A 16,012-nucleotide genomic window follows, 5' to 3' on the forward strand; every position below is an offset into this window, starting at 1 on the left:
TACACCATTATTTATGTTATACATAAAGGTTTTTATAATGTAATTTCCACACCTATACTCATTTGTTTAGTATTTGGATTTACACCAAATGATACATTACGATTAATCTCTGGGTCAATACCTCTAAACTTAGTAAAGGTAATGAGGTTTCGCCCAGTAAAGAACACTTTAGCCGATTGTATTATATGTTGCCAACCTATGCTTTTTTTAGGAAACTCATATCCTAATGTAAAGTTTTTAAGCCTCATGAACGATGCGTTTTCTAACATTTTTGTATCAAGATAGGTACTTTGATGTGCAGGATTGCGTACCCATTTTAATGAAGGGAATTCGGTCTTGTCGCCTGGTTGTTTCCAATAGTCAAATAAACGGCGTGAGCCATTTGAGTTTTCTTTACGGTCACGTACAAAATAATCGTTTTCGTAATATTGCTTATCCATAGAAATCATGTGCTTGCCTAATGCTACAAAGAAGTCGGCATTTAGGTAAAAGCCTTTCCAACGGGCAGCTATACCCCAGCCACCTGTAAATGGAGTATAAGCACTGATACCTGTGTTTTGTTCAAGTGTGCTTGACCACTCGCTTATTACATCATTGTCATCACAGTGCATAACGTTTTTATCTGTCCCAGGTTTGTACCATTCTGGTGCGCCTGTCTTTGGATTTACCCATTTATATATTGGTAATATATATGTAATAGGTTTACCAACGATGTATATTAATTGTCCTCCAGGTTCATGCCACGACTTTCTTCCTTCAAACAATTCTAAAACTTTATCTTTGTTATAGTTAAAGTTCATATTAAAAGAAATGCTCCAATCTTTTCCACGTGCAAGGTCTGCATTTAACTGAAAGTCTATACCTTGGTTTAAATATCTACCTACGTTTTCATATCTATAAGGATATCCTTCAGCACCAACAGGTAATCCTGATGTGAAAGCTAATGGCATTTGAAAAAGCATGTTACTTGTTATGCGGTGATAATATTCTATGTCTATATCAAAACTATTTAATAATCGTGTCTTTATGCCAAGTGTTAGTTTGCTTTGCTTTTCCCAACTTAAATTAGGATTTCCTTGACTGATAAGCCCTAAGCTTATTTCACCTCTCTTTTGTCCCACCTTTCCCACGTATGCATCTGTGCTATATGGAGGTATAGATGAGTTTCCTTGAGTACCATAACTTGCTTTAAGGTCTAAATTGTTTAGCCAATCTAAATCTTTAAGAAGTGTTTCTTTTTTAGCTTTCCACAATAATCCTGCCGACCAAAACAAGCCATTTCGCTTATTTCTACCAAATCTTGATGAGGCATCATTACGTAAAACTATATCTAAAAAGTATCTATGTAAATAATCATATGATATTTGTGTAAAAAAAGATAGAAAGGCAAAAGAGTTATTATCTTCATTTAGCCACTTATTTTTGGTAACATTATTAAGTAAATATAGTCTGTTATCAAGCAAACCAGAACCACCTGCACTAAAACTATCGTCTTTGTAATTAGTATATTCGTGTCCTAAGAGTGTGGTGATATAATGTTTACCTAAATTGACCTCGTAAGTAGCGGTATTGGTAATGGTAATATTAGACACCATAGAGTATCCACGTTGTGAGCTACCATTGCCATAAGCACGATAATAACTTGGTAGTGTACGCGAACTATTGTTGCCATAATTAAGCTCTAAGCCTACTAAAGAGCGTAGGGTTAGGTTGTTTAATGGTGTAATGGTTGCGTTTCCATTAAGCGATAATATTAAAGCATTGTTTTTAGCAGGGTTAGTAGAGATGACATGTTGCGGAGTGCTAATGTCGAGCAGTGGCACTCGCTCTAATTCTTTTCCTGTATAAGGATCGTATGGCGATGCAAAAGGTGCATTCATAGCGGCTACTCCACCACCAACAGCATTCTTGCTGCCAAAAGGTGATACCTTTGTATCGTCGTATGCTATTTGGGTATTTATATTAGTACGAAGCCAATTGTTTAGCTTTGTGTCAAGATTAATACGTCCAAAGATTTTTTTATAGCTTGAGCCCATACGTAAACCATCTTGGCTTAGTGCTCCTCCTGAGATATAATATCTCATTGCTGGTGTACCACCTGATAACGATACATCAGCACTATACATAGGTGCTGGCTGGTAAACGTATTTATACCATTGAAAATCTGTTTCCTTAAAATATTTATCCTTAAAGGTTGCAATTTCTTTTGGTGTATATATACCTGTCTCTTCATAATAACGCAACAGCTCAGGACCACTCATTAGCTGGTCAAAATAATCGGTATTAGCTAATGAAGAAACAGCATATTGCGCTCTAAAGGAAATGTATGGACGATTTTCTACCTTACCACGCTTTGTTGTAACGTACATAACACCGTTAGCGGCACGTGCACCATAAATAGAAGTGGCTGCGGCATCTTTTAAAAACTGTATGCTCTCTATATCGTTAGCGTTCATAGATTGTAGCACAGCCATACTTACTTGCATACCGTCCATGATTATTAACAAGCCTGTACCTGCACCTATTGAGCCTTGTCCGTGTAAAGCCATAGACAATTGTGAAGAAGGTTCTCCAGACGAGGAGAATACTTGCAAACCGCTTACCTTGCCTTGTATAGCGTCTAAGGGGTTAGCAACGGGTTTCATTGCCAAGTCTTTTGCACCTATTTTAACAACAGAGGCAGAAGTGTTAGCTACTTTACGCTCCATATATCCTACCACTACTACATCGTTCATCATTTGCTCTGTAGGTGTCATCTTGATGTGCATTTGAGATTGTGCAGCCTGCTCTATACGGTTATATCCAATAAAATTGAAGATAAGCAGATCGCCACTGTGTGCGGTAAGTGTAAATGTACCATCAGTATTAGATACACAACCTTTCTTAGGCTCTGATTTAGTAACAATAGACACTCCAGGTAATGCTTCGCCATTTTCATCTACAATGTTACCATTTATTGTAATGGTTTGAGCTGAAATGGTGCTAAGTCCTGTTAATAAAAATAGGGTAAACAGCCAAATTCTAATTTTCATAAAATGTAATAATCAGTTTTTATACTTTTAATACTAATTTTGGAAATAATTTCACAACCAGCTTTGTGGATATATTTTAGTAAATACACAAATAAGAAATATATAACGCTTTTATTATCGTTTTATAATTTTAATTCTATAAATGTATATTATATAGCTTTAATGATAAAAATAGCCATATACTTCATAATGTTTATTTGTTATAAGCTATGTATTATTGATATTTTGTTACATATAATAATGTAAATTATAAATTAAGTTACAAAAGTATATATATATTTTGTAGTTGCTTTTATTGTTAATATTTTTTTTGTTTTTTTACCGTATTTATATCACTTAGTAGTGGTTTTATTATAGTAAATGGTGTATAATTCCTATGATATATAGGTATTATAAATAGATTTTGTTAAAATAGCAATAAAGGTATGATATTTGAAAAAAAGATATTTTTTTATCTTAATAATTATGTTTTTCTTAAAACTTTTATGTTAATAATTAGATAACATTTATGTTTTAAATTAATATCAATATGTTACAAAACGAGAAAAATAAAGGACATTTTATAAGGCAAACAGCTATAAAAATCCTTTATTTCTTATTTTAATATAAAAGAAATGTTTTAAGCAAGCAATTGCACTACATAATAAATAGCTGCTCCTAATATAGCACTAACAGGTATGGTTAATATCCAAGCGAATAATAAATTTTTCATTATTCCCCAACGTACGGCAGAAAGACGTTTTGTAGCTCCTACTCCCATTATTGACCCTGCTATGGTATGTGTGGTACTGACAGGTATGTGAAAATATTCTGTAATGTAAAGGGTAAGAGCACCTGCTGTTTCTGATATAAAACCTTCGTAAGGAGTAACCTTTGTTATTTTAGTACCCATAGTTTTTACTATACGCCATCCGCCTGACATTGTTCCGAGAGATATGGCAGCGAAGCAGGAGAATGCTACCCAGTCAGGAATATTCTCTACCGACTGTATTCCCATTCCTATTCCTAAAGGGTGTGCTGCTACCATAGCTGCAGCTATTATGCCCATAACCTTTTGCGAATCGTTCATGCCATGTCCTATACTAAATAATGCCGATGAAAGAAGTTGTAAATGCCTAAACCATACATTAGTTTTACTATGAGGGATATGCTTGCAACTGTAAGAAACGATTAGCGAAAAAAAGAACGCTATAATCATACCTACCAAGGGAGCTAAAAAGATGAAAGCTGCTATTTTTAAAATAACTGATAGGTGTATTGCTGTAAGACCATTAGCCATGATAGCAGAACCAGCAAACCCTCCGATCAATGTGTGTGAAGAGGAAGAGGGTATTCCTTTCCACCATGTAAGAAGGTTCCATATTATAGCTCCTATAACACCAGCTAAGATGATGGGTAGGGTAATATAATGTTCGTAAACAGTTTTAGAAACAGTATTAGCAATACCAAACTCGCCAATGATATATTTAGATATGAAGAATGCAACAAAATTAAAGAATGCTGCCCAAATAACAGCTTGAAAAGGAGTTAGCACGCGAGTGGTAACAATGGTAGAAATGGAGTTAGCTGCATCATGAAAACCATTGATGTAATCGAATATTAACCCCAATATTATTATAGTAATTAAGAGAGTCATGGGTTATGCGTATTTTACGATGATAGTTTTTAAAATCTTGCCAACATGCTCTATAGCATCGGTAGTTCTCTCAAGTTCGCTTAAAACCTCTTTTGTCTTCATAAGTTCTATAGCATTGGTTTCTTTTTCAAATATTTCTCTTATAGCCATTTCGTATACCTCGTCAGCTTCATTTTCTAATTTATGAAGACTGTTTACTATCTCTTTTACATCTTTTTTATTATTACGAAGCGATGAAAGCATGTTAATACCATCGTCTACTGCTTTAGCTCCAGCAATAACAAGATCGCTTAACTTAATAATAGCAGGGTGTATTACGTGAGGATTATAAATAGCTATTCTCTTAGAAGAGCCGTTGATATAATCTATAACGTCATCTAAACGGTTTGATAGCTCTGAGATGTCTTCACGGTCAAATGGGGTTATAAACGAGGCTTCTAATGCTTCAAATATTTTATTAGCAAGTATATCAGCTTTGTGCTCTTTATCTTTTATTTTATGGAAGTAGTCTAAATGCTCTTCTTGAGTTTTTGTTTTTAAGGCTTCTCCTAAAAGAGATGATGCTTCTTTACTTATAGAACTAACTTGCTTTAAGAAATTAAAAAACTTAGGTTCTTTAGGAGTGAACCTGCTTAAAATAGAATTTTGCATATTGTATAATATATTGTTAAATCATTGTTTTATTATCTGCTGCAAAAATAAGGAAAGAGTGTTACATCTTTGTTACAAATTGTTTAACTATTCGTTAAATATAATTTGCTTCAATATCATGGAATATTATATAAGGTGTTGTGATTATTTAAGGTGTGAAGAGGTGGATTTTTTTTATTTTATAAAGGTGCTTTCCTCTTTTTCGTTTTTATAATATCTTTTTATATAAAACTTAAAAGCATGGAGGCTTTATCATAGTTACAATATTGTTATAACCCATTTTGCATAGCAGTAATATCTTAAGACACTTTAAACAGTAGTCTTTCGTAATATGATAAATTATCTTTAGATAAACGAAAGGATATATACATGAAAGAAAAATAGATTATTTTTACTTTGTTTTTAATTTATTTTTCTACTAAAAATAAATTATTTTTTAACTAAATGAAGTGTATATAGTGTATATATAAGTGAACTTTAATATAAAAAAACTTGTTGTTTGCTCTTATTGTAAATACCCTTTTCCTAAGGGTATAGTTTTGTTATTATAAAGTTTTCTTTATAATAGTGTTTATTTAATAATACTCTTTTTTATCCATTTTCCTCTAAAGATGCGTATAAGAAAGAGTACGCCACGCAACGATAATTCTAATGCCATAGCAAACCAAACACCACGCAGACCATAGTGCGAAGATAGCCCATAAGCTACAGTAAGGCGTACTAACCACATGCAGCCAAGGTTGATAACAGAAGGTATAAACGTGTCTCCAGCACCAATGCAGGCACTATAGCCTACAATAGATGCACCAAAGAGAGGCTCTGCAAAGGCTTCTATGCGAAGTATAGAGGTACCCAATTCTCTTATTGCACCTACAGGAGAGAGCATATTAATCATTTCTGCTGCAAAAATATACATAATAATGCCCATTAGAGCCATTACTGCTATACCTAAAAACACGGTCATTCGTGCAAAGCTTTGGCATAGATCTTTGCGTTGTGCACCTACGCTTTGACCTACTAACGTAGTAGCTGCTTCGCCAATGCCATAACCGGGCATATAACAAAGGCTTTCTGCCGTGATGGCAAACGAATGGGCTGCTATAGAAATATTGCCTAAAGGAGCTACAATAGCCATCGATATAACTTGGGCACCGTTCATAAGTATATACTGAAGAGCCATAGGAGCACCTATTTTTATGCCATTACGTATATATGCCCATACCCAAACAAAACGGTTAGTATCAAGTTTCCATGCGAGGATAGGACTTTTATATATAGCATAATAGCATAGAGGTATAGCTGCAACGGCGAAGGATAATAGTGTACCCAAAGCAGCCCCTTCTACGCCTAACCCCAAACCAAACATGCTAAAACTATGACCTAAGAAAGTTATAACACGTGTAGGAAAGATAAAAAAGAAATTAAAAACGATATCAAATAAGCACATCATAATGGCAATAATACTTGCGTGATGCATGTCGCCAGATGATTTAAGCATGGCAGCTGACATGCTTTCTATCATGTGTATTGGTATTGCTATAGAAAAAATTAAGATGTAAACAGATGCATCTTTCTGAATATCTATACCTCCACCGAGCCATATTGGTAAGGATCTGGATATTAGAGCCATTATGGTAGCTAAAAGTATGCTCCAAAAAGCACCAAAGATATATCCGTGGCGCATTACAGAACGGGCCTTAGCAAAGTCGTTAGCACCTATAAAATGAGCGGCTTGCACAGAAAAACCCATAGTAAACGCACCTACTAATGAGCCAAAAAGCCATGTTGCAGGCTCAACAAGACCTATAGACGCTGAGGCTCTTGCACCAAGAGACCCTACCATTGATGCATCAATGTAAAACATCATAACAGAGGTGATCTGTGCTAATATAGAGGGTATACTCAACTGAATAATCAGATTGAGCTTCTCAAGCGTTGTTAGCTCTTTTCTGTTACGTATTTTAGCTAATAGTATGTTAACCTTTTTATTACTGACTTTTAGCATTTACTTATATAAATCCAACTGTTACTAAAAAGGAATATTCCATGTAAGCTATAAAAAAATATCCAATGAAATTTGCATTTCAAAGAAAGGATAATAATTCCACTTATATAGGTATATTATAGTAAACGTTGAAATCTAAAAGAGTTTTGATGTGGCAGAATTATATTTATATGATTATTGCGTTTCTAATAACACCATGTTTCCTTTTTAGTATAGTTGCAATTAGAAAAAAGAAATATTTATAACACCTAATATTATGAAAAAAGAAAGGCTATCATTTTATTATATCTACAAGCGTAACATCGTAAATGAGTATAGAGTATGGTGGAATATTACCTTTATCCGTACTACCATAACCTAACTGATATGGTACATAAACGGTCCAGTGATCGCCTAAGTGCATATTTTGAAGAGCTGTAGCTAACCCATCTGTACAAGTTCTAACATAATTTTTAAAAGGAAGATCAAGCCTGTTATCAAACTTTTTCCCTGTCCAAGACTGCTCAAAGATAAGCCCACTTGTATATTTTACAGAGGGAATTATGCGTCCTTGACAGTGATAGCTGACAGAGTCTGTATAAATAGGACGTTGAGAAGCAGTTCCTGATTTCTTAACATTTACAATGATATAGTCAGTAGGGTTATAAGATAGAACTTTATCAGAAGCACTATGTTGCCCATCTTTTGAATAATTAAGGATCAATCGCCATGAGGTATCTCCTGCATCAATCTTTTTTTTAGTATCATTATATAGTTTAGTCCAATAAGTATCGTTCTTATGTTGCCAATTGGGGAACTCTTCTACGGTATTATCGGTCTGAGAACAAGCAGCAAAACATAATGCTGCAAACAATGCAGTAAGTAATGTAACGATGTTGAACCTAAAGTTATTGAAATTTATTTTCATAAGTATAAAAGCAAAAAAAGGTCATCAGAGTTTTAGCTCTGATAACCTTTTTAATATTTATTTATTGTCAATGTCTATTTTCTTTAGTAAAGATGTTATAGAAACACGGTCTTCTATTATTTCGCGTAGTTTAGAAATAGGTACGCGTTCTTGTTCCATAGTGTCGCGATAACGTAAGGTAACAGTACCCTCGCTAAGCGTGTTACCGTCTACAGTAACGCAGAAAGGAGTACCTATAGCGTCTTGACGGCGATAACGCTTACCAATAGAGTCTTTAGCTTCCATGTGAGTAGTAAAGTGGAACTTTAGGTCGTTTACTATCTCTTGTGCTTTTTCAGGAAGCCCATCTTTGTTTACTAATGGTAATACAGCACATTTAATAGGTGCTAATGGTTCTGGCAATTTGAGCACAATACGTGAAGAGCCATTGTCTAATTTTTCTTCTTGGTAAGCATGGCACATTACAGAAAGGAACATTCTATCTACACCAATAGAGGTTTCTACTACATACGGAGTGTAGTTTTCGTTAAGCTCAGGATCGAAATATTTTATCTGACGTCCAGAGAATTTCTCGTGTTGTGAGAGGTCAAAGTTGGTACGCGAGTGGATACCTTCTATCTCTTTAAAGCCAAAAGGCAAGTGAAACTCTATATCTGTAGCTGCATTTGCGTAATGTGCTAACTTGTCATGATCATGAAAACGATAATTTTCATCGCCCATGCCTAAGCCTTCATGCCATGCTAAACGGTGAGCTTTCCAATATTCAAACCACTTCATCTCTGTGCCAGGCTGACAGAAAAACTGCATCTCCATTTGTTCAAATTCACGCATTCGGAACACAAACTGGCGTGCAACAATCTCATTACGAAAAGCTTTACCTATCTGCGCTATACCAAAAGGCAACTTCATACGACCAGTTTTCTGCACGTTTAAGAAGTTGACAAAGATGCCCTGTGCTGTTTCTGGACGTAGATAAATCTTCTGACTACCTTCTGCTGTTGACCCCATCTCTGTAGAAAACATAAGGTTAAATTGTCTTACATCGGTCCAGTTCTTAGTACCACTAATAGGATCTACTATGTTTTCATCGAGAATTATTTGTTTTAACATCTTTAGATCAGGATCCTGCATAGCTTTAGCGTATCGTGTATGCAGATCATCTCGTTTCTTCTGATGCTCTAAAACTCGTGGATTAGTGGTGCGAAACTGCTCTTCATTAAAGCTATCACCAAATTTTTTTGCAGCTTTTGCTATTTCCTTAGCAATCTTTTCATCATATTTAGCTATTTGATCCTCTATTAATACATCTGCGCGATAACGTTTTTTAGAATCACGATTATCTATTAAGGGGTCATTAAAAGCATCAACATGCCCACTTGCTTTCCATACAGTAGGATGCATAAATATAGCAGCGTCAATGCCTACTATGTTGCTATGTAATAACACCATAGATTGCCACCAATACTGTTTAATGTTGTTCTTTAGCTCAACACCATTCTGACCATAGTCATAAACAGCACCAAGCCCATCATATATATCACTACTTGGGAAAACAAAGCCATATTCTTTACAGTGGCTTACGATCTTTTTAAAAACATCATCTTGTGCCATAATTCGCTTTTTTATCTATATATTTTGCTACAAAGTTACTACTTTTTACCTACAATAAGATACAACAATATAATAAACTTTATTAGTAGATAGAATTAAACTTGTAAAAGTCTTGCTATAAAGCTAAAGGCAAAATACTAATAGATATAGTAAAAATGTGTGGTGAAAGATATTCTTTGTGGTGTTTTATATAATAAAAGTATATTAATTGTTTATACCTATTTATAATATAATCTTATGTTTGGATAATAAACAAAACAAGGCAACCATTAACGGCTGCCTTGTTTTCTTTCAAAGTTATTTATATCTTATTTGTTAAGAGCATCGGTTAGCTCTGCTCCTGCCTTAAATTTAGCAACTTTTTTTGCTGCGATTTTTATTTTTTCCTTTGTAGAAGGATTGATGCCTTCGCGCTCTGGGCGTTCGTTAACAGAGAAAGTTCCAAAACCTACTAACTGTATTTTTTCACCTTCTACTAATGCGTTTTTGATAACTTCAGTAGTTGCATTTAGTGCTTTTTTTGCATCTGCTTTGCTTAAACCGCTATTAGCAGCGATCTGATCGATTAATTCTGATTTGTTCATAATTCTTTAATTTGTATTTGAGGATTAATTTATGATAAAAGATCTGCTTACATCTGCAAATATAAGGCAATCATTTTATAAATCAAATAAATTCTAAAGAAAAATGTAGAAAATTATGAAAAATAGTGGATATTAACCGCGTATCGTACTTTAAAACGCGTTTTTTTTGTATTTTTGTACGGTATTAGAGAGAAGTATTAAGAATTAAAAAAGATATAATTAGAATTAAAAAACAACACTGATGCGTAATATTCCGATAGTAACCAAAAATTTGCTTTTTATTAATGTCATAGTCTTCATCGCTACTTATGTATTTGAAAAAGTAGGGATAGACCTCACAAATATCTTTGGTTTACACTTTATTCTTGCTTCCGATTTTCATATATGGCAGTTTGTTACATATATGTTTATGCATGGAGGCTTTACCCATATTATAATAAATATGTTTATGCTATGGATGTTTGGTATGATAGTAGAGCGTGTTTGGGGAGCAAAGAAGTTTCTTTTTTACTATTTTGTATGTGGCATAGGAGCTGGTATTTGTCAAGAGTTAGCGCAGCTTGTTAGCTATTCTTTAGAGGGGTTGTCTGCTTATCAGTCGGTAGCAATGTATGGTAAAGCTATAACAATGAATGCTTATCTTAATATGTGGACTACAGTGGGTGCTTCTGGGGCTATTTATGCAGTATTATTAGCCTTTGGAATGTTATTTCCAGATCAGCGAATGTTTATTATTCCTATACCTATTCCTATAAAAGCTAAATGGATAATATTAGGCTCTGTGTTAATGGAACTATTTTCCGCTATTGGGACGAGCAATGATGGAGTCGCTCATCTGGCACATTTGGGAGGAATGTTATTCGGATTTATTCTTATAAAATATTGGAAAAAACATCCATATGGTGGTTATAATAATTTCAGTTCTAACAAAGATGGCGATTTTTTCAGTAAAATAAAAAATAGCTGGAGGAAACATAATAATGATGCTTATCAGCATAGTGAGGAAGTAAATACTGATAATTGGAGTTTTGATAAGCCACAAGATGCACAGCCGCAAGAGAGTGATTGGGAATATAATGCTCGTAAAAAGCAGGAGCAAGAGAGGATAGACCGCATACTTGACAAGGTGCGTAAGAATGGTTATGATAGTTTAACAGCAGACGAAAAGCAGCAGTTATTTGATAGTAGTAAGCATTAATAATGTAAATATAAATAAATAAGGTAGTCTTGTGATGGGAAAGTTTTTTAAAAAACTTACATTTAGAATACTTGTTGTTTTAAATATTTTTTCAATTATTTTATTACTATTTGTTGGGTATAGTGGTATTGTAAATCCTGCAAAACATCATGTTTGGGCTACAATAGGAATGTGGTTTCCTTTAATGCTAATAGTAAATATAGCATTTTTAGTGCTTTGGGTGTTTATTAAAAAAAAGGTGTTATGGTTACCTATCTTAGGACTTTTTTTAGCTTACTTTCCTATTCGTGCTTATATACCTTTTAATTTACCAAAGGATAAGCCACACGGAACTATTAAAATATTGTCTTATAACGTGTTTCTCTTTGATACATGGGACGATGTGTCGGGACAAATTAATCCTATCGTAAAATATATCGTTAGAAGTAAAGCTGATATAGTGTGTTTGCAGGAAGCAACACTATATACGCCAAAAGCTGCTAAGATAATGCGATATTTAAAAAAGAGTTATCCTTATATTGATAATATAAAGAAAAAAACGGGTACGGACGATTTAATGCTATTAAGTAAATTCCCTATTTTACATAGAGAAATAATACCTTACCCCTCAAAATCTAATATGAGTGTGGCATATTATATTAATATAAACGGTACAAAAACTTTACTTGTAAATAATCATTTTGAGAGCTATGGTTTAAGTTCCAATGATAAAGCAGACTTTAATAATATTATAAAGGGTAATGTAATTGGCAGAGATAGGATTAATAAGTTTGTTTCTTTGGTGGATAAAATAGGAAACACAATGGCTCGTAGAGCTCCCCAAGCAGATGCTGTTGCTACTTTTGTTAAGAAGCATTTAGATAAAAATATACCAGTAATTCTTTGTGGTGATTTTAATGATAATCCTATAAGTTATAGCTATTATACTATAAGTAAGGTGTTGAATGATAGTTATAAGAGTAGTGGGAATGGTATAGGATGGACTTATAATGAGAATAGAATGTATTTTCGGATAGATCATATTTTTGCTTCTAACGAGTTTGAACCATATGGGGCGAAGGTAGATAAATCAATAAAAAATTCGGATCATTACCCTATTTATTGTTGGTTGAAATATTATCCAAAGCCTTAAAAACAATGATTTATATATAATTAATTTCTCATAATGTGAAAAAATCATTATCTTTGCACACCTTATATTATATAGTAAATTATAATTAAATCAAATAAATAAAATGCAAAACAAAGGATTAGTCATTTGCGTAGCCGTATTATTAACGCTTGCAAGTATCTTTTACCTGTCTTTTTCTGTAGCTACAAGCTACTATGATAGTCAGGCTGCAAAGATTAAAGACCCTATAGCGCGTCAGGATTATAAAGATTCTGTGAAATATCTGGGTATTTATTCTTATCAGAAATGCCTTGAAACTCAGATTGGTTTAGGTCTTGATTTAAAGGGTGGTATGAATGTTGTGCTGGAAATTTCAGTACCTGATGTTGTTGATATGTTGGCAGATCATAAGACAGATGCTGCTTATGTTAAGTCGCTTAATGAAGCTAAAGCAGAAGAAGCTTCAGGTCAGGGAGATTTTATTCCGCTATTTGTTAAGGCTTATCAGAAGAATGCTCCAGGGCATAAACTTGCAGAAGTTTTCGCCACTCAGCAATTAAAAGGCAAAGTAAGCACACAAAGTACAGATAAAGAGGTTATAGAAGCTTTGCGTGAGGAGGTAAAATCTGCTATTGACAACTCATATAATGTGGTTCGTAACCGTATAGACCAATATGGAGTAGTGCAGCCTAATATCCAGAAATTAGAAGGTCAAGAAGGTAGATTGATGGTGGAAATGCCTGGTATTCGTGAGCCTGAGCGTATGCGTAGGTTATTACAAGGATCTGCTAATTTGGAGTTTTGGGAAACATATAACAATCAAGAGATAGCTCCTTATTTACAACAGCTTGATCAACGTCTTGCTAATGCAAGTACAAAAGCGGATACTACTAAGGCTGGTTCTGCTAAGATAGGTTCTGCATCTGTTAAGAAATTATCTTTAAATGCTGCTAAGAAGGCTTTTGGAAAGGTTGTTGATAATGGTAAAAACGATGCAGGAGCAGAGTTGTTAAAGAAGCAACACCCTTTATTATCAAGGCTACAAATGGTTCCCGGTGAGGCTTTAAGTCTTGTAGGGTATTGTAATGTGCGTGATACGGCTGCTGTTAATAGACTTATTCATAGCCATATAGCTAAACAGGTGCTACCTGCTAATTTGAAGCTTTTGTGGAGTGCTAAGCCTGCAGATCATATTCAAGTAAAGAATATGTATGAGCTTCATGCTTTAAAGGTTACCACTTCTGATGGGCGTGCTCCTTTAGAGGGTGATGTAATTACTGATGCTAAAGATCAGTTTGACCAGTATGGCAAGCCAGAGGTTAGTATGAGCATGAATTCAGAAGGTGCACATGAATGGGCAGCATTGACTAAGGCTAATGTAGGTAAAGCTATAGCCATAGTATTAGATGGTGTAGTATATACTTCTCCACGTATTAATGGAGAAATAGATGGTGGACAATCGTCTATTACAGGTTCTTTTACAGTGGCAGATACAAAAGATTTATCTAATACCTTAAAGTCTGGTCGTATGCCAGCTCCAGCAAAGATTGTTCAAGAAGAGGTAGTAGGACCAACTCTTGGAGCTCAATCTATTCAGCAAGGTCTTATTTCGTTTGCTATAGCCTTTGTTTTGTTAATGTTCTATATTATAGCTATGTATGGCTTTATTCCAGGAATGTTAGCAAATTTAGCATTATTGGTTAATCTATTCTTCACACTTGGTATTTTGGCATCTTTCCAATCGGCACTTACTATGCCAGGTATTGCTGGTATTGTGCTTACATTGGGTACGGCAGTTGATGCTAACGTTCTTATCTACGAGCGTATAAAAGAAGAGTTACGCTTAGGGAAGAGTATGAAACAAGCATTACATGAGGGCTATAAGAATGCCTTTTCTGCCATATTCGATTCTAACCTTACGTCATTGATAACTGGTATTATTCTTCTTGTAACAGGAACTGGTCCTATTAGAGGTTTCGCTACAACATTGATAATTGGTCTTATAATATCATTCTTTACAGCAGTGTTCTTAACTCGTTTAGTTTTTGAAAATAGGGTAAATAATGATAAGTGGCGTCATCTTACATTTAGTACGGGTATAAGCAGGAATATGTTTAGGAAATCCACCTATTCCTTTATGAAGATGCATAAGAAGAGTTTTACAGTTTGGATTATAGCTGCGATAATATGTATAGTTAGTTTTTATGTTCGTGGCCTAAGTCGTGGTATAGAGTTTACTGGCGGTCGTAACTATGTAATTACGTTGTCTAAGCCTGTACAGGTAGAAGATATTCGTAAAGTATTTAATAATGCATTTGTAAATACAGATGGAGTTAATAAGGGAAAAGTAGCTAATACAAGTGTTATAGCAATAGGTACAGATGGAAAAACGATTCGTGTATCAACAAACTGGAACATTGATTCTCGTGCAAACGATGATGATTTAGCAGAAACTATTCTTTATAATACTTTAAAGAAGTATAACTATGTTACGCAGTCGAGTGTAGCTAAATTTAAGAATCCTGATATACGCGAGGGAGGATCTATAATACAGAGTTCCAAGGTGGGTCCTTCTATTGCTAAGAATATTACTTTTAATGCTTTCGTAAGTGTAGGTTTGGCAATAGTATTTATCTTCTTGTATATATTACTTCGTTTCCGAAACATAGGCTTCTCGGTAGGTTCTATAGTAGGTTTGGTATTGGATACTACTATTGTAATAGGTATTTTCTCATTATGCCATGGCTGGATAGGTTTTTCTCTTGAAATAGATCAGACTTTTATAGGTGCTATTTTAACAGTAATAGGTTATGACATTAATGATACAGTGGTGGTATTTGACCGAATACGTGAGAATATGGCAAAACATAAATCAACGTTGGCAAAGTATGGTATTCAGAAGTTATTTAATGAATCTATAAATGAAACATTATCTCGAACCATAAATACATCAGTCAGCACATTGATAGTATTGGTTGCTATCTTTATTCTTGGTGGAGATAGTACACGTAGTTTCTCTTTTGCAATGATTATAGGTATAGTCATAGGTACTTTATCTTCTATATTTATAGCATCTCCTATAGCTTATTTGGTTATGGGGCATAAGATAGATAATAGTAAGGAGAAGGTTGATGTGTTATCACATGTATAATTTTCAGAAATTATTTAATAAGAAATAATTAGATAGAAAAAGTTTAAGTGGGGTTGCTTATTTTTTAAGTAAGCCCACTTTTTCATTTGCATAAGTCATTAGTATTATCTAAAGAGGAAGTACTTA

The 16,012-nt window shown here is 34.2% G+C and carries 10 protein-coding genes; 3 read left to right on the top strand and 7 right to left on the bottom strand.

Going from position 1 to position 16,012, the window contains the following annotated elements; translation table 11 throughout:
• Nucleotides 1–32 precede the first annotated feature (32 nt).
• The 7 genes from HMPREF9018_RS08775 to HMPREF9018_RS08805 all read right to left on the bottom strand — a co-directional run bounded on the left by HMPREF9018_RS08775 (nt 33) and on the right by HMPREF9018_RS08805 (nt 10,426).
• Entirely contained in the window at nt 33–3,032 is a 3,000-nt protein-coding gene (locus HMPREF9018_RS08775; protein WP_008450651.1) for a SusC/RagA family TonB-linked outer membrane protein, read from the bottom strand.
• A gap of 619 nt (nt 3,033–3,651) precedes the next feature.
• A complete protein-coding gene (locus tag HMPREF9018_RS08780) occupies nt 3,652–4,668 on the bottom strand; it encodes an inorganic phosphate transporter (protein ID WP_008450616.1) in 1,017 nt (338 codons plus the stop codon).
• Between the two features lie 3 nt (nt 4,669–4,671).
• Nucleotides 4,672–5,319 carry a DUF47 domain-containing protein gene (locus HMPREF9018_RS08785; protein ID WP_008450656.1) on the bottom strand — a complete coding sequence of 216 codons (648 nt, stop codon included), beginning with the start codon at nt 5,317–5,319 and terminating at the stop codon, nt 4,672–4,674.
• Between the two features lie 571 nt (nt 5,320–5,890).
• Nucleotides 5,891–7,324: an MATE family efflux transporter gene (locus tag HMPREF9018_RS08790; protein ID WP_008450610.1), complete on the bottom strand. Its 1,434-nt coding sequence runs from the start codon at nt 7,322–7,324 to the stop codon at nt 5,891–5,893.
• A 274-nt stretch (nt 7,325–7,598) separates the two neighbouring features.
• Entirely contained in the window at nt 7,599–8,231 is a 633-nt protein-coding gene (locus tag HMPREF9018_RS08795) for an FKBP-type peptidyl-prolyl cis-trans isomerase (protein WP_008450640.1), read from the bottom strand.
• A gap of 57 nt (nt 8,232–8,288) precedes the next feature.
• Nucleotides 8,289–9,842, bottom strand: coding sequence for a glycine--tRNA ligase (locus HMPREF9018_RS08800; protein WP_008450629.1), 1,554 nt, complete (start codon nt 9,840–9,842; stop codon nt 8,289–8,291).
• 308 nt (nt 9,843–10,150) lie between these two features.
• On the bottom strand, nt 10,151–10,426 hold the full coding sequence (locus HMPREF9018_RS08805) for an HU family DNA-binding protein (RefSeq protein WP_008450638.1): 276 nt from the start codon (nt 10,424–10,426) through the stop codon (nt 10,151–10,153).
• 241 nt (nt 10,427–10,667) lie between these two features.
• Here HMPREF9018_RS08805 and HMPREF9018_RS08810 point away from each other — a divergent pair, with 241 nt between their 5' ends.
• The 3 genes from HMPREF9018_RS08810 to secDF all read left to right on the top strand — a co-directional run bounded on the left by HMPREF9018_RS08810 (nt 10,668) and on the right by secDF (nt 15,886).
• Nucleotides 10,668–11,624: a rhomboid family intramembrane serine protease gene (locus tag HMPREF9018_RS08810; RefSeq protein WP_008450612.1), complete on the top strand. Its 957-nt coding sequence runs from the start codon at nt 10,668–10,670 to the stop codon at nt 11,622–11,624.
• A gap of 34 nt (nt 11,625–11,658) precedes the next feature.
• Entirely contained in the window at nt 11,659–12,756 is a 1,098-nt protein-coding gene (locus HMPREF9018_RS08815) for an endonuclease/exonuclease/phosphatase family protein (RefSeq protein WP_008450655.1), read from the top strand.
• Nucleotides 12,757–12,859: 103 nt separating this feature from the next.
• Nucleotides 12,860–15,886, top strand: coding sequence for a protein translocase subunit SecDF (gene secDF / locus HMPREF9018_RS08820; protein WP_008450653.1), 3,027 nt, complete (start codon nt 12,860–12,862; stop codon nt 15,884–15,886).
• Nucleotides 15,887–16,012 lie beyond the last annotated feature (126 nt).

The organism is Prevotella amnii CRIS 21A-A, from assembly GCF_000177355.1.
Taxonomy (GTDB): Bacteria; Bacteroidota; Bacteroidia; order Bacteroidales; family Bacteroidaceae; genus Prevotella; species Prevotella amnii.